Below are 17,300 nucleotides of genomic sequence, written 5' to 3'. Positions count from 1 at the left end.
GCACTTTAAGGCGGTTGTTGCGTTGGAATTTTTGCTCCGGCTACGGTACTTTGACCGCGCGGCTTGCCGCCTTCTATCCTGCCTGTTTGCGAAAATCCCACCGGAGAACTTTCATGCCCTTCACCAACCGTCTGTTATTGATCACCGCGATGCTGTTGCCAGTGTCCGCTCTGGCCGCCCCACCCACGCCACCGGATGGATTTCGAGCGGTTTTCAATGGCAAGGACCTGACCGGTTGGTACGGCTGGAATCCTCATAGCTCGGCAAAATTAACCGGCGAAAAGAAGGCTGAGAACCTCAAGGCACAGCGGGCCGAGTTTTCAAAGAACTGGACCGTCGAAAATGGCGAGCTGGTCAACGACGGACATGGACCGTACGCCACCACAGAAGAAGAATTCGGCGATATCGAATTCCTGATTGATTACAAAACCGTCGCAAAGGCGGACAGCGGTATCTACCTGCGAGGAACGCCGCAGGTGCAGATCTGGGACTGGCACCAGCCATTCGATCCCAAGCGACCGACTCGAAAACCGCATCTGGGCTCGGGCGGCCTGTTTAACAACACGCCGGGTTCTGCCGGACGAGATCCCATGGTTTTTGCCGACAAGCCGTTCGGCGAATGGAACACATTCCGTATCCGACAAATCGGTGCTCACACCTGGGTGTGGCTCAACGGTAAATCGGTCGTCGACGGCGCCGTGATGGAAAATTTCTGGGATCGCAAAACGCCGCTGCCTGAAAAGGGCCCCATCATGCTGCAGACTCATGGTGGTGAAATTCGCTGGCGAAACATCTTTGTGCGTGAGATCCCCAAAGAAGAAGCAGACAAGATCCTTGCCGCCGTCAAGCAACCATCTACTGATATGGCGTCTGCTCTGACGCTGCACGCTTCGTTCGACAAGACGCTTGATGCCGACTTCAGCAAAGGCGATCGTACCAGCTATGTGCAGTCCGGCAAGCAACTGCTGCACGCCGAAACCAACGATGACGCGAAGGTGGTCGCCGATGCCGGAAAGTTTGGCGGAGCCCTGCATTTTCCCCGGAAAAGCGGCTATCGACCGGCGTTTACCGATTCCGGAGTCCTCGGATACAACGACAAAAACTGGAACGCCACGGTGTCCGTTTGGCTGCGGCTGAATCCGGACAAAGATCTGGAACCGGGCTATTGCGACCCGGTGCAGATTGTCGGTGACGATGGCAAAAAAGGCTTCATCTTTCTGGAATTTTCGAAAGACGAAACACCTCGCTTCTTTCGTTACGCCATTCGGCCTTTGTTCGACATCTGGAACCCGACCAACATCTCGTGGGCTGACATTCCGTTCGACAAACGGCCAATGGTGCAGGTTGAACGTCCGCCATTTTCTCGCGACGAATGGACCCACGTCGTCTTCACTCTGGAAAACATAAACAACAAAGACGGCGTCCAGGCAGGCCGGCTGTACATGAACGGCGAACTTAAAGGAGCAATCGAAGATTGGGACCTGTCATTCGGTTGGGACCCATCTCAGGTGCTGCTGGTTTTGGGGGCCGCCTACGTAGGACACATGGATGACCTGGCTGTGTTTAATCGAGTTCTCAGCCATGACGAAATCAAAAAGTTGTACGGTTTGGACGGCGGCGTAAAAGAACTTTATGCGGGAGACACAAAATGAAAACCAGTCTTCTGTGGCGTTCGATCCTGTTTACCTTTGCGGCAACTATGATGGCTTCCTCAACGACAGCGGCCGATCCACTCGTTCTTGTTTCGGCCTTCACGTCCGGTGACGAAGGGGCCATTCATGCGTTTGAATTTGACCTGAAGAACGGGCAGCTCAAGCTGCTAAAACGTACCACGGATATCGAGAACCCGTTCTTCCTTGCTGTGTCACCCGACCAGAAATTCCTGTACGCTATCGACGCGAAGGAATTTAGTGGCAAGGACGATGAGTTTGTTGCCGCGTATCGAATCGAAGGCCGCGACGGGACGCTGACCAGACTGAACCAACAGTCCGCTCGCGGAACGGCATCGTGTTACCTGGACGTCGATGCGACCGGCAAAACCGTCGTCGTGGCGAATTACACAACGGGCAGCGTCGCAGCGTTGCCCGTTCAGGCGGACGGTTCGCTGCGCGAAGCGGCTTCGTTTGAACAGCATTCCGGAACCAGCATCGACCCGACTCGTCAAACCGGTCCCAAAGCACATTGTATCGTGGTCAGCCCTGACAACCGGTTTGCTTTGTCGGCTGATCTGGGGATCGACAAAGTCATGGTGTACCGTCTGGATGCGGCGAATGCGAAGCTGACGGCACACGACACGCAGCCCTTCGTTACGCTTCCACCAGGATCCGGTCCGCGACACCTCACGTTTCATTCCAATGGGAACCGTGTGTATGTGATTAATGAGCTGAAGAACACTGTCACGTTGTTTGACTACGCGACCGAGACAGGCGTGCTCACGTTGCGGCAGACGATTTCGACAGTGCCGGAAGACTTTCAGGGAACGACTCATACGGCCGATCTGAAAATCACGCCGGATGGGAAGTTTCTGTACGGGACCAATCGTGGTCACGACAGCATCGCCATCTTTCGGATTGCGGATGACGGCCAGTTGACGTTGTTGAGTATCGAGCCAAGTCTTGGCAAGGGGCCTCAGAACCTGCTGATTACACCGGACGGCCGATGGTTGCTTTGTGCCAACATGCCGGGCAATAACGTGGTTGTGTTTGCGATCGATGCGGATACCGGAGCTCTGACAGCTACTGGCGATCCGGTGTCCATGCCGATGCCATCGTGCATTCGACTGCTGAAATAGTGCCGTTGGCTACTTGTTCAGAATTAGACCGCCATTGCGAGTCGTCCGCAGGCGATACCGCTGTCCTTTGTGTTCGATCGTAATCTCCGTCGCCCCCTTCGACAGCGCGTCAAACGACAACGCCTGCGGTTCCGGCGCCGGTCGCGTGTCGCCTGTTTGAGGCGGTTTTGGTTTATCGTCGCTGTCTGCATTCATCGTTTTGGGTTGAGCGAAGGGCTTTCAGCATGGCATTCATTGTTGACGGGAAGTTACTGCGACTGAGTCTCAATGTCAACCCTTCGTGGTAGCCAAGGCTGAAAATTGCCGAGCAGGGACTTGCAGACTATCTGCGAGTCTAAGAAGCCAACGTTTGTGCCAACGTCACCGGCATAGTGAGGCTGGGTTAGACGGAGGTTGCTGCCGACGTCGGACGAGCCTTCAGACACAACTGCAAGCGGCACTGTTGGTTGCGACGATAGCGGCCTGCCAGGTTTTCGGGCAGGTGCTTAGTCCAGAAACTTGAAATCGCTGCCCTTGACCGGTTTGTCGCGCGTGATGATCTCCGGGCCCTTACCGGTCCGTTTTTCGTACACGCCATCGCCCGCCTTGACGTACTTCGTGAACCCCTGCTTATCCAGCTTCTTTTCGTCCTTCAATCGGCGCGACATCGACGATTCTGTCCAGATGCCGCCGACAAACACCGGCTGGATCACTCGTTCGACGGGCTCACCCGTTTCCGGGTGTTCCGTTAGAGCGGGGGCTTTAATCGGCTGTTCGACTTCGAATTGTTCTCCGGGTTCGCCGTCAGGGCGGATGACTTGATAAACATAAGTCGGCATGGCGACGATCTGCGAAACAGTGATTGGCAATGAAGGAAACGAACTGTTTAATTCTATAGCCGGACTGTGCTGAGGCAAGAATTGCCCGGCGTCGGTCCCGGGCTACCGAGCCTTCAGGAACTCGAGCAGGTCTGCCATTTGTTGAACGGTCACATCCTTTTCCATGCCTTCGGGCATCAGGGACCGGCTGGTGGCCTGCAGCTCTTCGATGTCAGCTCGAGCCAAAGTCTGCTCCTTGCCTTCCGGCTGCCGCAACACGATTTGCTGCCCGGTGTCACTGACCAGCAGCCCATTGTAAGTGCGGCCATCGACGGTGACGGCAATGTACTCATTAAACTGCGGGTCGACTCGCCGATTGGGGTCCAGAATGTCGTACAGCAAAGCATCGCGTGATCGGTTTCGAGTGTCACTGATGTCGGGGCCAACATTGTTGCCTTTGCCATCGATCTTGTGACACTTGCTGCACGTCTTTTCGAACACGGCCGCACCGCGTTCTTTCGATGCCGTCAGCGTCAACGCGGGCTGGTATTCGTCGGCGACTGCCTTGCGGTTGGCCGACACAACTCCACCGAAGATTTCACCGGCCAGCTTCTTGATCTTTTCATCGCGATGCTGCAGCAGGCGAACTCGCTGATCGATGTCCACCACCGAAGGAGCTATCGTGCCGGCCGACATGAGGTCCAGCAGCTTTTGAGTTGTCGCGGGGCGAGCCAGCATCAGCGTTAGCCCCTGCGATCGCACGGCCGGCGGCAACTGGTTCCAGCGATCAAGCACCAAATCGACCGCACTCAGCCCGGCGGCCTGAATGGCGGCCTGTTGAAGGGATGCCGGTTGACCGGGCGAGAGAATCTTCTCCAGCGACGCTGTTAGCGTTTTGGGTGCCTGGCTGGATAACAATGCCACAGCGGCGACGCGGTCTTCTGTTGAGCGATCCTCATCGACTGTGCAGTCAGCCGCTTCCAGTAAGAGCTTCTGCACCGAACCACTGACATCTTCCATTTCGGGCAATGGGTCGCTTAACAGCGAAGCCAGGCTTTTTTGTTTCATGCTGCCTCGATGGCGAGGCAAGCCCTTGGCAAGTCCGGTCAGAATGGCGGTCGGAGCCCATAGTTCCTGAACGTTGCCATCCGTCGCTGCTTTCAACGTCGCTGCGATTTCGTCGGCGTCACCGCGAGCCCCGACGACGGATGCAAGGTCGGACAGGAACGCCCCGACTGCGGCTCTGTCTTTCGCGCTGAAGGAATCGGGTTCGGTTAACAGTCCCGCAATCACGGCGCCGCTGCAATCGCGGCTGGACGTCAGCACGATCTGTTGGAACCATTTCGAGGTGGCTCGTGCTTTGGCAATTGCCGTCAATGCTGACACCGATTCGGCAGTTGATTGCTGGCCGCTGGCCAGCGCCACCTGATGCTGTACGACGGCCACATCATTGCCCCGTTTCAGCAAGGCTGCAGTCACGCTGTTTGAGCGATCGGGCATTCTTCGAGCGATCTCTGCAGCCTGTCGTCTGACGTGAAACGATTCGTCATTCAAACCGGCCACCAGCTGTTCGTCGTTCAGCTGGCTCAGCCCGTGCAATGTCCACAACGCATGCATGCGAGCAAAAGGCGTCGAATCTTTGGAAGACAGCAAAGCGGCAATTTTATCGGCCACGCCCGCGTCTGCGTTTTCCACAAGTCGGCGCTGAGCGGTAATGCGGCGTTGGCCGTTGGTATCGCTTAGCATCGCCACCAGATCGTCTGCAGATTCTGGCGCCACGTATTTCTGCGATGGTGACGAATTTTCTTCAGGCACAATTCGCCAGATGCGGCCTTTGTCTTCGCCAGCTCGCCAATCAATTTGAGCGGCAATTTCCGGCGGCAGAAACTTCGGATGCTCAACCCACATGCGATACATGTCGGCCAGATACAGTGCGCCGTCCATTCCGGTTCTCATGCTGGCTGGGCGAAACCAGGTGTCGCTGGACGCCAAAAAGTCGGCCTTCGCTTCCGCTCGTTTTGCCGCCAGGACCGGACTGTCTTCCTGCGGCGTCACGATTGTGCGAGTCACCAGAAGCCCTACCGGTTCACATGCAAAGACGCTTTGTTGAAAACTTTCATCCCACAAATCGCCGCGATAAGCGGTGACCCCACAGGCAGACGTGTGAGTTCCCGCGTGCGACAGCCAGTTGCTTTTCATCGTGACCAGCGGAAAGACTTTCGTGTCGCCGCCAGATGGCCCGACATCAGAATGCCGCTTGCTGATGGACGCGAACGGGTTGCGACCAGCCACGTCCTGAGGAATCACTTCCATCATGATCGGGTTGCGATTCGTGCTGAAAAAGCGGTAGCCGTCGTTGTTGCAAGTGTTGCCGAACTGGCCCATTCCGCTGACCGTTTCAAACTTCATTGTCACCGGATGGAATCTCATGTCCTGCCGAGCCAGCTTGACAGGTTCTTTGGTTTCGAATCCCGGCCGTCGGCATCGCACTTCGCCAGGTGCGTAGGTGAGGTAAATCCAGTTGTCCATGCCCCAGCGAGGGCACCCAATCTGCATCTGTGGGTGAGCGGGCGTGAAGCCATCGAACCAGACTTCTCGTACGTCGGCCACACCGTCGCCGTCGGTGTCTTTCAGAAAAAGGATTTCTGTTTGAGCACCCGCCAGCACACCGCCCATCAGCGGCATAAAGCTGTGGCAGAATTGCAGCTTGTCAGCGAAGACGGTGCGTTTGTCCATCTTCCCGTCGCCGTCTTTGTCTTCCAGCATCACGATGCGAGACAGCGGCGGAGCGTCTTTATTTTCTGTACCGTCTTCGTTCACCGGGCCGATGGGGTAGTCGCTGTATTCGGCCACGAACATGCGGCCACGAGCGTCGAAATCGATCCAAACGGGGTCCAGCACCAGAGGTTCGGCGGCGACCAGTTCCAGTTTGCAACCGGGTTCCAGTCGAAAACTAGCCGCTTGTTCGGCCGGTGACTTAGGGGGATCAGGCTTCTGATCAATCCAGTGCCGCCCGCCGCGTTCGCTGTTGACGGCGTCCAGCAGATCGCCCGACTGGTTCTGAAATAAAACGAGCAGCAGAAAAAGTGATGACATCGTCAATACCTGTGAAGACTGGATTGCGCCGAACGGGCAACAGATTATGGCAGGAACAAATACGCGGGCCAATGTGATACCTGCGCAGCGTGGAAATTGGAAGTCAGAACCTGGCGTGGGAGCCAGTTACGATCTTTCGAGCGAGTCGGCTGAGGGCATGTTCCTGCATGCCTCCGAGCGTGACCTACAAAGTTCATGGCTTCGTGAATGTTGACAGAATGGCATCGTCAATCGAAAAGCCTAATCGGGGCGGACACAGGGCCTCGTGGCAGAGATTCCTCCCGGACCATGCAACGCCACAAAATTGCTAACGCGTTCCCTGTTGCTGCGACTTAATGCAAACAACATTCTTGCACAATGTCCAGATTCCAGGATTCGAGTTCTTGACAAGTCGCTTTTTATTTTTTTTAAACTTGTCTTCACTAGGGGCCTCGGGGTGAGGCCCCTGGCGTTACCGAGCTGGGCGTAGTGTTTGCGAGCCAGCTCTTCGCTTTCACTTGGAGGTTGATCTGATGAGCTGGAAGAATTTGGTACTCGCTACGGCCGTAGTGACAGTATCAGTGGCGGGAAATTCACGTGATGCTTTCGTGCAGGGTGCGGACGCTGATGGAGAGGTCGATGGTGCCCGCATGGAGCATACAGAGATTCAGATAAACATTTGGAGACTGTTTGCCAATGCGGACTTCGAATCAAGCGTCGACGGGGGAGCCGCGAAGTCGTGGGATTTCAAGGCACAATTAAAGATAACAGGCCCCGGAAGCACGACGTATGCGACGCTTGGCCCTTTAACCTATACCCTCGCCCCGGGTCAGTCCAGCGACTTTGATCTTCCCACGATTCCAAATCCCACGACATCGGTCACGGGTGTTTACACAGCGGATGCTGAACTTCGCTGGAAAGTTGACGGAGCCACGAATTATGGGAATCTGGCGGTAGACTCCGCCGAGACCGAAATTGAAGAGGAAGAGGAAGAAGATTAAGCGGTCAGGGTTTTGGTCGCTTCGTTGTCGCGGAGAAAGACGAATCGACCAATTTGATTTGTTGGGCGAGCGGCAAGTGAGTTTCTTCCTTATTGCGGGCAGGATGCCACAGATACCGAAGGGAGTTCTTATCTGTCGCTCGTCTTGATGGTTTGATTCAGCAGAGAAGGAGCTAGCCATGTTTACCCGGCCCCAATTCGCCCGTTTGCTCGCTATTCAGACTCTCGTCTTCCTGCACCCGAGCTGGTTGTCGCTGCCCGCAGGTCTTTCGGGCGAGTTGCCCCCACCGTATCTCGTCGAAATCAGAAACTATGATTGGCGGGCGGATCGCCAGGCGGAGATATCTGCACTGGTCGCCGACTCGGCTCCTGCCGGTCGACTGCCACGCGACACCGAAACGCAGATTGCGGAGCGTATCGTTTGGAAATTTGATGTCGGCAACTCAGACTATGTCACCGGCGTTGCAAGTTGTCTTGAGTTCGACGGAACAGTCCACAAGTTTCTCTTTCGGACAATGCCTGGAGAGGATGAATTTCACCGAGTTGTCGCAGCGGAACTGAAGCGTCGGGGACCAAACGCTCGAATGGAGGGAACGGGCGTCAAGGTTCGACTGATCAGCCCGGTAGAGTATCGTGAAATTGGCGACGGAATCAGGGCAAAGATTGCGACGAAAGACTTTTACTGGACACGAAAGAACGGTGTTTTTCTTTCAGACGACACTAAAAGAGTATTCGATGTGCCGACGGCGCATTTGACCGACCATATCAAACGCGGACGCGGCAAGGACTGGTACGCCTATGTCGATCCATCTTCGACTCCACGTGCCGCTCGCGATCTTCTCATCCGGCAATTTGAGACGCAGACCAGCGTCAGGATGCAGCAAAGGGATGGCGAAGCGGAGACGAAACACGCTGTCCGCCGTTTGTTCGGGCAGAATGCGATTGACCTCACCGAAATCCTGTGGACCGACGTGACCAGCGTGATTGCCGACTGGAAGTATCCCTCCGGTACCAAACCGCTCAAAGCTCACGCGATTGTCAACGTGCAGCCCAAGAGTGAGTTATCAGCCCTGATTCGGGAACTACGCACCTCCGGTGGTGCCCGATCGTCTGTACCGCAATCGGCAGACGTGAGTGTCTCCGTCAATATGCGGCTACCGGAGATGGTTCGTGACAGCATGAAGGCTTTAGTGACGAATTCGCTCTTGCATCAGACGTCGGCTGGTCGTGTGCTGGAAGACACAATTGACGAAGGCGACGTTCGGCTTTCGGCATGGATAAAAGTCAACGATGACGACGCGACGATTCACGCCGTGTCACCGGTTTCCGCTGAGGCTGTCCCGTCCACGGAATTGACGAGTCTCTTTGGCGGCACCGTCAATGAAGCAGGTGAAGCCATAGTGCCGCTCAACGTTCCATTCTTCGGCGATGTCTGGCCCGCGAAACAAGTTGGTGCCAAGATCGACAACGGCCAATTACGGCTTTCAATGCCTCTCGATGAAAATGAGCCGTCGACCAAATTGACGGAGGAAGCGACGACCGCGATCACCCCGGACACACTGGTCTTGATTCGGGGTGACCTGAGTTTGTGGGCCGCAGATGAAGACGCACCAAATGACGAAACGGAATCTCCAGGAAAATCTGTGTTCGGCCATCTGGAGAAACTTTACCAGCACTGGATGGTCTACCGGCTGCCCAAACGGATCCGCTTTTTGTGGTTCAGATCGGAGTCACCATCGATACCGGTGACGTCTTTGTTTGAAAATCTGCGAGCGGACGGCGACAATCGTTTCGAAATCCGGCTGACAGCCAACCGCACGGGGACCGAATTGCGGGCAGACTGTACGGTCGGTCGTGAACTCTACGGCCTGCTGATGGCACGACAAATGTTATCCGGCATAGATGTCGAGAAGGCCGAATCCGAACGTTGAACGATATCGATACAACCGACACGACCCACCTTCCCAGTCAGGGCCGAGTGCGGCACTCGCGAAATTCAGCTCGCGCAAGCAGTGGCACCGAACAAATAGTGACGGGAATTCTTTCCTGCTCACCAATTTTCGAGATACATCCCCGGGGATTGCTTCCGGTGGCTTATTACAGCGCAAACTCGTCAGGGAACTCGGTACCGTAGGCTAAGTTCAGCCAACTAAGCTGTCGGACCGCTTCCGGCTCAGTAATTTTAAATTTTACCGCACAGACGCCTGTGAATTCCTTCCGGCGGGGACGAAGCGGAACAATCAGGGGTACTTTCACCCGTTGAACACCAATCCTAATGCGACTCAGGTCTCCCGGTACCTATTTGATCATAGCAGGCCGCTTCGGCCAGTCCGGGACGCTTAGCCACGTGGCTTGGGACGTGTCGATGAGCCTGGCCAGTACGACATCACCGTACTTTACTTCGGCGACAACCGTCGCTCCGTCCGGAACGTTTCGCAGCGCTGGCCGCAGGTCGGCGAGGCGGTGGATGAGCAGGGTGAGTCCTCGCTGCGCCTGCGGATCGTATTCGAACGGCAGCAGCTTAATGTTGCGTTGCGCGACAATCGGAACAAGGTGCTGAATGTCGCCAAGCTGAAACTGATGCGACACGGGAGCGACGTAGATTGTTGAGTCCTCCGGAACCTGCGCCCAGAATTCGCCGTTCAGGCCGTCGGCCCAGTAGCCCGCTTCAAGGCCCAGCCGCTGAGCACCGCGTTCGCCCCCGACGAGTTCACTGTAGCTGTTCAGACAGAACGGTTGCAAAGTCTTGCTGAAGGAAAACAGCATGAACACCATAAATGCAACCACTCCTGCGTGTCGCACCCAACGTGGCTGCGGTAGTTTTTCTGTTTCACCAGTCGCTGCCCCGTCATTTGTCACTGGGACAAGACCGCGAGCCGACAGAACGGCTATGGCGGGCATAATTACCAGAAACAGTCTTGCTCCATCGTAAACCGGCGTGCCCGGGATTGCGAAAACGATCAATGGCCACGCCGCAGATAATGACATCAGCGATTCTGTCGCGGTGAACTTTCGCTGCACCAGGCGAGCCCCAAACAGCACCGTCACGACCACAGGCAACGTGGCCAACGTCATCACGAAGGGGAAATGCCACGGCACAGACTTGTCGGCGAACCGTTGACCGAAATACCACACGTACAGCGTTGGGCGTTGAGCTGTCTTCACAAAGTAGCTCATCGTATTCGCCACGGGATCGAGCCACAGCCACGGCCAGCCGACAAAGAAAACGACCGCGCCGACAATTCCCCAGACAGCCAGCGGCCGGATCGCTTTTTCTTTGTATCGCCACAGCGCCCAACCGATTACCAAAGGCGGCATCAGAATGCCCTGCACCTTTGTCAGCAGCAACAGGCCCCACAAAATGCCGCTGATAATCGCCTGCCGATTTGTCGGAGCGTCCGCCTTCGTCCACCACGTCCACAGCGGAATGAACGCAGCCAGCCAGGCCAGCGTCGTCACCGTTTCTAAAGACGCGATTCGCGAATGTCCGACGACTCGCGGCATGATCATCAAGGCGACAACCGCAAGGACAGCCGTGGTCAGCCCGAATTGACGTCGAGTGAATTCTGCCAGCACCAGCACCGTCAGTCCGAACGCGAAGCAGGAACCCAACCGCGCGGCAGCGACGTTCAGGACACTTTCTTCAGCGCCCGAGATCACTCCGGAAAAGCTTTGATGGGCAGCTCCCAGAACCAGCTTGCCCAGCGGCGGGTGATCAGGAAAGTAGTCCGGGTGCCCGAACACGGCTTCCACGCCGGTCGGAGTGAACAGCGCAGGGCCCCAGTCCAGCAACGATTCAAACAGAAACACGCCCTGTCCGATGTAGAACGATTCGTCCAGCGTCAACGCGGCACCCGGCGGCAGGGGCGAATCGATCAGGCCATGATTGATCCGCGTCGTCGCCAGCAGGAATGCCGCGACAGCCAGCAGCACAGATATCCAATTCGGTTTCATGTAAGTAACTTTGGGCCGTTCGTAAGAAACCGCATCAGCCGTGGTTGAGCTGGTTGGGTGAGGTCGTGGAATCCGAATTTAAGCGTCGGTTTGATGTGAAAGTATTGTTCACCGCGAGCCCCCCGCGCACTACTGTGTTCACGGCGATTCTCTCGCGCAGGAGGCGACTTGAGTAGCGTTTTTTTTAGGGCGATTCTGACCAGCAGGCGTTACCGCCACCATCGCTTAACGATTCCAACGCTGAACTCGTCGCCGCGGAAGGTTCCCGGTGAGTCTCTGCACACTTTTCCAGGGCCAGCGACGTTTGACGCGCCTGCCGTGGCTGAACTGACGCCGTGAAAAAGTTGTGCAGCACCCGCCGGGACAGGAGTGACGAGTGCTGCACTTCGGTGAGCAATACGAATTTGCTCACCGATCACTCGCGCCGCGTTTTCGGCCGCCCAAAAGAGCGTCGCGGAACGGCTTTCCGTTGCACGAGGCTATTCGTCTTCAGGAACGCCGTGGTGCGTCAGATGGGGAAGGTGCAGGCCCCGCGAGAACCATGGGTAGATGCACGGAATGACGAGTGATGTCAGCAGAGTTGACGTCACCAAGCCGCCGATAACCACAGTTGCCAGTGGCCGCTGCATTTCGGCTCCGTCGCCAGTGGACAATGCCATCGGCAGGAAACCGAGACTTGCCACCAGCGCGGTCATCAACACCGGGCGAAGGCGTGCCAACGCGGTTTCATGACTGACGTCCAGTAGCGGAAGTCCGGTGTGACGCAAGTGTTCGGCCGCACTCACCCACACTAGGCCATTCAAAACTGCAACACCAAACAAGGCGATGAAGCCGACCCCCGCAGAAATACTGAACGGAAGGCCTCGCAGGTACAACGCAAAAATACCTCCCGAAGCGGCCATCGGCACGGCAAGGAAAATCAACATGGCAAGGCGAGCCGAACCGAGACTGGTGTGCAGCAGAAGCAGGATAATGATCAGCACGATCGGGGTGATGATCATCAGTCGTTTGCTGGCGGACTGAAGGTTTTCGAAGTCGCCTCCCCAGCGGATTTCGTAGCCTGCCGGCATGTCGATCTTTTCATCAACCGTTCGCTGAGCTTCTGTCACAAACGTGGCGACGTCGCGACCTCGAACGTTCGCCGAGATGAACGTGCGACGGCGGTTGGCGTCGTGTTCGATGGTCGGAGGAGTTTCTTCCATCGTAATGTCGGCCAGCTCGCTTAACGGAATGGGTTTGCCGCCCGCATCTGAAACGGGCAGCTGTTTTAGCAGCGAAACCTTCTTCCGCCATTTTTCCGGAATGCGAACCAGAATTGGAAACCGCGATCGGCCTTCGAATATCTGCCCAACAGGATGGCCGCCCAGCGATGAAACAACATCCAGAACGGTCTGAGCGTCTATTCCATACATCGCCAACTTTTCGGGTTTCGTCTTGATGGTCAGCGTTGCCAGATTCGCCTGGTAGTCGGCTTTCACATCCACAGCACCAGGAATCTGTCGCAACACTGCTTCAATTTCTTTGCTCTTATCGGCCAGCACCTGCAGATCGTCTCCGTACAGCAGCACGGCGACATCGGCTTTGACACCGGCGACCAGTTCATCGACACGCATTTCAATCGGCTGAGTGAACCCGAACGCGACGCCGGGGACCTGATCGTTTAACAAGTCTGACATTTCCTGAATTAGCTCGTCGCGCGTTTTTGGCTGCGGCCATTCTTCAACGGGATTCAACAGCACCCAAACGTCGGTCTGATGCACGCCCATCACGTCGTTTGCGATTTCCGGTCGACCGGTTTTACAGAACACCGTTTGCACTTCAGGAAACGCGCCGACAATTTCTTCGATCTGTGTCGACATCTCAATCGAACCTTCCAGCGTCGCACTTGGCAGGCGAGACGCTTCAATCAGAAGGTCACCTTCTTCAAGCCGCGGCATAAATTCCGCACCGAGATTCATTGCGACGGGAATGCTGACGGCAAACACCGTCAATGCTGTCGCGACTGTCACAAACGGGTGGCGGATCGCTCGCGTGACGATTGGTTCGTAGACGAACTTCAGCCAGCGAATCAGGAAGATGTCCTTTTCCTTCATCTTCTTTGGCAGACACAACGAAGCCAACGCGGGCATCAGCGTCATCGACAGAATCATGGACCCGGCCAGAGCGAACAACACCGTCAGTGCCATCGGGCGAAACAGTTTTCCTTCCGTGCCCTGCAGCAACAGAATGGGAAGATAGACGACGGAAATAATTAGTTCGCCAAACATCGTCGGCTTACGCACTTCCACGGCTGCGTCGCGAATGACATCAATGTGTGGCGTGCCTTCGTTGTTCTTTGACAGACGGTGAATGCAGTTTTCGATCATGATCACGGAACTATCGACAATTAATCCAAAGTCGATGGCACCCAGGCTCATGAGGCTTGCCGTGATTCCGAAGAAGTGCATCAGGTTGGTAGCAAACAGCATCGATAGCGGAATCGCCAGTGCCACCACCAGGCCGGCTCGAAAACTTCCGAGCATCAGCAGTAGGATCACAATCACGAAGATACCACCTTCGAACAGATTGCGCACGACAGTGTCCAGCGTGCGCCCGATCAACGCAGCTCGGTCATAGGTCACTTCCAGCGTCACGCCGTGCGGCAGCGTCTTCTCGATCTCGATGAGTCGCTCTTTTGCAGCCACGACGACTTCGCGGGAGTTCTCGCCAATCAGCATCATGACCAGTCCGGTCACCGCTTCGCCACGGCCGTCGCGCGTGACCGCTCCTTGACGCGTCATCGGCGCGATGGTGACGCTTGCGATGTCTTTCACCAGAATCGGCGTGCCATCGGCTTCGCGACGGACAACAACGTTGCGAATGTCCTGTTCGTTCTTCAGCAATGCGACACCGCGAATAAATCTCTGTTCGCCGTTGTGGACGACGTAACCACCGCCGGCCGTAGCGTTGTTTTGCTGCAGGCGTTCAAACAGAAGTTGCAGCGAGATTCCGTAACTGGTGAGGCGATTTGGGTCGGGCTGAACTTCAAACGTTTTGTAGTAGCCGCCGTGTGTGTTGATTTCCGTTACGCCGCTAACTTCACGCAGTTTGGGGGCGACATCCCATTCCAGAATCGTGCGCAGTTCCATCGGATTATGGTTGTCGCTGCGAACTTCGAACTGCAGGATCTCGCCAAGCGCAGTTGTGAGCGGACCCATGGCGGGCGTGCCGTAGCCCGGCGGAATGCTGTCGGCCGCATCGTTTAGACGTTCGGTCACCAACTGGCGAGCTCGATAGATATCGGTGCCTTCCTGAAACACGATCGTCACAACGGAGATCCCGAACTTCGAAACGCTTCGTAGTTCTTCAACGTCGGGCAACCCTCCCATGACGGCTTCTACGGGATAGGTGACGTACTGTTCGACTTCGATCGGAGAAAGCGAACCCGCGTCGGTGACCACTTGCACCTGCACGTTCGTCATGTCGGGGACGGCGTCGATGGGCAGATGAATGGCCGAATATATTCCGCCGCAAGCCATCAGGAACACCAGGATCAGCACCAGCATTCGATTGGTCAGCGACAGCTCGATAAGTTTCGTCAGCATCGGAAATGACTTTCAGCGTCTTGCCGAGTAGAAGGTGTGTAGGCCGCAGTGAGTGGCCTGCGACGTGGGCCAGCGTGTCGTACGATCCGGCTGGCAAAGAATTGACTATTCTTCTTCGCCCGCGAGCAGCAGTTCCGACTTCAGCAGGAACGCGCCACCGGCAACGACCGGTTCACCCGCCTGAAGGCCTTCTTTGATCTCGACCCACTCTTCGTTGTTGACGCCAGTCTGCACGTCGACTCGCCGAAACGTTTGATCGTCCAGGGAGACGAATACGAATTTTTCGTTTTCGTGTTGCATCACGGATTCGGTACGCACCGCAACCACATCATCAGATTGCGCAACCGGGAGCGAGACTCTGACAAACATGCCCGGTCGCAGCAGACCGTCTTCGTTTGAAATCGTGGCCACCAACGGCAGCGAATTGCTTTCGACGGCAACCTCACGACCGATGTAATGGACCTTCGCGGTAAACGACCGTCCGGGAATTGCGGGCGCGACTACAGTGACGTCCTGCCCGGGCTTGATAGCCATCGCCGCCCATTCGTTTTCGCGGATATCAGCCGACACATACAACGAATCTGTGTTGGCCAGAACAAACATCGAATCCGACTGCTCAACACGCTCCCGCCTGGCGAAGAACCGAGCTTCCACCGTACCGGCAAAGGGAGCTCGGACTTCCATGCGGGACAGCGATTCGGTTGTCATTTCCATCCCTTCATCATCTTCGAACCCGAGCAATGTCTTCAGATGGTTTTGAGCGATCATGACCTGACGATCGGCGTTGTTGCGATCGGCTTCCAGTTGCTGCATGCGGACGCCGATATCGTAGGCCGTTGTTTCGCGGGCCGAACGAAACTCAGCGTCTGCAACGTGCCGGTCGTTCTCGCGTTCTCGCAACGTACGAAGCGGCAGCGACCCGGTTTCGACCAGTGGCCGCGCGGCCGTTACCAGTTGATTGGACAGAAATCGTTGGGAATATGCCGCAATGATTTCCTGACGATACGAGCCCAGAGATTTGTCGCTGAATTGCTTTTCGACTTCGTCCAGAGCTGCGTTTTTGTCGAGCATGACAAACAGACTTCGAAGATTGTTCGTCACTTCCTCGAGTCGCTGGATGTGCTTCAGAATGACCTTCTGTTTCGATTGTTCACTCAATACGGCCGCTCTGGCTTTGCCGATCTCCGGGCTGTCAATAATCGCGAGTAGCTGGCGTTCTGTGACAATATCGCCAGGCTTGACCATCACGTCGACAAGAACTCCCGATACGGGCGTTTTGACTTCGATATGGCGAGCTTGGTCATAGGTCAAACGCCCCGACACCGTACGGATATCTTCGATCTTTCTGATGTTGGAGTTGGCTGTTGTAAAACGGGCTTTCGCAACCTTCTTCGCGGGCAGCGTAAATTCTGATTCCACAGATGGTGTTCCCGCATCGCTTTCAGCCGAGGGTTCGCTCGTATCCGGAGAATTCAACGACCGAACGGCAAACCAACCACCAACCACGACGGCAGCGAGAAACAGTCCGGTCATCGCTTTGGAAACGATAGAAGACACACGAGACGCAGGTTTCACTTTAGGATTCGACATTTCGGCGTAACCTTGAGTTCTGGGGATCAGCGAGCCGCTTGGGCCAGTGATCGGGACAGACGCGACGCAGAAGGAAATTCTGCAGCATCCGATCGGAAGGACTTGCGGTAGCAAATTAAAGCACGTTCGATGCCAAAGTCCTGCGCGGAACGCGACTGGCCTCAGCGACCGTAAACTACGGCCAATTCGCTTCACTTCACCTGATGTGACGCGACTTTGCGGGAAACCTGGCTGCGGACCGCGACGGATTTACGCAGAGGCGATGGAAAGAATCCTCTCACGCAGGTGGACAGATTCTTTCCACAGGCAGCGATTTGGCGGCGAGCGATATGAGTACCGCGGCGGGGCGGATTTCAACGCAAACTCCGTCGCGGCGCTAGAATCGAATTGCGGCGGCCACGCTGGCATGTGGATTGCATCAACGTGGAGATACCGAAGGGTGTCATCAATTCTGCGAAGTCACCGTTCGTTTTTAGTTGGTCGATCTCTTATCCTGCAGTTCTCGGAGC

At 56.0% G+C, this 17,300-nt stretch carries 10 protein-coding genes; 4 read left to right on the top strand and 6 right to left on the bottom strand.

All coding sequences use genetic code 11. The features are described 5' to 3' along the window. The first annotated feature begins 113 nt into the window (after positions 1-113). Both Fuma_RS34245 and Fuma_RS16810 read left to right on the top strand, forming a co-directional pair. On the top strand, positions 114-1,652 hold the full coding sequence (locus Fuma_RS34245; protein WP_083732111.1) for a 3-keto-alpha-glucoside-1,2-lyase-like domain-containing protein: 1,539 nt from the start codon (positions 114-116) through the stop codon (positions 1,650-1,652). Further along, the gene (locus Fuma_RS16810; RefSeq protein WP_077025151.1) at positions 1,649-2,791 is read left to right on the top strand and encodes a lactonase family protein; all 1,143 of its coding nucleotides are present in this window, start codon (positions 1,649-1,651) and stop codon (positions 2,789-2,791) included. Before Fuma_RS34245 ends, Fuma_RS16810 begins: the two co-directional genes overlap by 4 nt. 9 nt (positions 2,792-2,800) lie before the next feature. Here Fuma_RS16810 and hemP read toward each other — a convergent pair whose 3' ends face one another. From hemP to Fuma_RS16795, 3 genes are all read right to left on the bottom strand, one after another. Continuing rightward, the gene (gene hemP, locus Fuma_RS34240; RefSeq protein WP_083732110.1) at positions 2,801-2,986 is read right to left on the bottom strand and encodes a hemin uptake protein HemP; all 186 of its coding nucleotides are present in this window, start codon (positions 2,984-2,986) and stop codon (positions 2,801-2,803) included. 290 nt (positions 2,987-3,276) lie between these two features. Further along, positions 3,277-3,609, bottom strand: a complete 333-nt coding sequence (locus tag Fuma_RS16800) for an FmdB family zinc ribbon protein (protein ID WP_077028354.1) — start codon at positions 3,607-3,609, stop codon at positions 3,277-3,279. 102 nt (positions 3,610-3,711) lie between these two features. Beyond that, complete coding sequence (locus tag Fuma_RS16795; protein ID WP_077025150.1) at positions 3,712-6,684, bottom strand: PVC-type heme-binding CxxCH protein; 2,973 nt, start codon at positions 6,682-6,684, stop codon at positions 3,712-3,714. Between the two features lie 512 nt (positions 6,685-7,196). Here Fuma_RS16795 and Fuma_RS16790 point away from each other — a divergent pair. Both Fuma_RS16790 and Fuma_RS16785 read left to right on the top strand, forming a co-directional pair. Next, on the top strand, positions 7,197-7,664 hold the full coding sequence (locus Fuma_RS16790; protein WP_145944221.1) for a hypothetical protein: 468 nt from the start codon (positions 7,197-7,199) through the stop codon (positions 7,662-7,664). 178 nt (positions 7,665-7,842) lie between these two features. Continuing rightward, positions 7,843-9,594, top strand: a complete 1,752-nt coding sequence (locus Fuma_RS16785; protein ID WP_145944220.1) for a hypothetical protein — start codon at positions 7,843-7,845, stop codon at positions 9,592-9,594. A gap of 367 nt (positions 9,595-9,961) precedes the next feature. On the opposite strand, the gene Fuma_RS16780 is transcribed toward Fuma_RS16785, so the two are convergent. The 3 genes from Fuma_RS16780 to Fuma_RS16765 all read right to left on the bottom strand — a co-directional run bounded on the left by Fuma_RS16780 (position 9,962) and on the right by Fuma_RS16765 (position 16,791). After that, a complete protein-coding gene (locus tag Fuma_RS16780; RefSeq protein ID WP_083732109.1) occupies positions 9,962-11,617 on the bottom strand; it encodes a glycosyltransferase family 39 protein in 1,656 nt (551 codons plus the stop codon). A 479-nt stretch (positions 11,618-12,096) separates the two neighbouring features. Beyond that, positions 12,097-15,201, bottom strand: a complete 3,105-nt coding sequence (locus Fuma_RS16770) for an efflux RND transporter permease subunit (RefSeq protein WP_077025145.1) — start codon at positions 15,199-15,201, stop codon at positions 12,097-12,099. 105 nt (positions 15,202-15,306) lie between these two features. After that, entirely contained in the window at positions 15,307-16,791 is a 1,485-nt protein-coding gene (locus Fuma_RS16765) for an efflux RND transporter periplasmic adaptor subunit (RefSeq protein WP_083732108.1), read from the bottom strand. Positions 16,792-17,300 lie beyond the last annotated feature (509 nt).

Origin of the sequence: Fuerstiella marisgermanici, assembly GCF_001983935.1 — a bacterium.
Classification (GTDB): domain Bacteria; phylum Planctomycetota; class Planctomycetia; order Planctomycetales; family Planctomycetaceae; genus Fuerstiella; species Fuerstiella marisgermanici.
This window is presented reverse-complemented; position numbering and strand designations above follow the sequence as displayed.

Bases quoted from the DNA above. Each gene is read 5' to 3' on its own strand.
- Fuma_RS16770 (WP_077025145.1), bottom strand. From the start codon at position 15,201: ATGCTGACGAAACTTATCGAGCTGTCGCTGACCAATCGAATGCTGGTG.
- Fuma_RS16790 (WP_145944221.1), top strand. From the start codon at position 7,197: ATGAGCTGGAAGAATTTGGTACTCGCTACGGCCGTAGTGACAGTATCA.
- Fuma_RS16765 (WP_083732108.1), bottom strand. From the start codon at position 16,791: ATGTCGAATCCTAAAGTGAAACCTGCGTCTCGTGTGTCTTCTATCGTT.
- Fuma_RS34245 (WP_083732111.1), top strand. From the start codon at position 114: ATGCCCTTCACCAACCGTCTGTTATTGATCACCGCGATGCTGTTGCCA.
- Fuma_RS16800 (WP_077028354.1), bottom strand. From the start codon at position 3,609: ATGCCGACTTATGTTTATCAAGTCATCCGCCCTGACGGCGAACCCGGA.
- Fuma_RS16810 (WP_077025151.1), top strand. From the start codon at position 1,649: ATGAAAACCAGTCTTCTGTGGCGTTCGATCCTGTTTACCTTTGCGGCA.
- Fuma_RS16795 (WP_077025150.1), bottom strand. From the start codon at position 6,684: ATGTCATCACTTTTTCTGCTGCTCGTTTTATTTCAGAACCAGTCGGGC.
- Fuma_RS16780 (WP_083732109.1), bottom strand. From the start codon at position 11,617: ATGAAACCGAATTGGATATCTGTGCTGCTGGCTGTCGCGGCATTCCTG.
- hemP (WP_083732110.1), bottom strand. From the start codon at position 2,986: ATGAATGCAGACAGCGACGATAAACCAAAACCGCCTCAAACAGGCGAC.
- Fuma_RS16785 (WP_145944220.1), top strand. From the start codon at position 7,843: ATGTTTACCCGGCCCCAATTCGCCCGTTTGCTCGCTATTCAGACTCTC.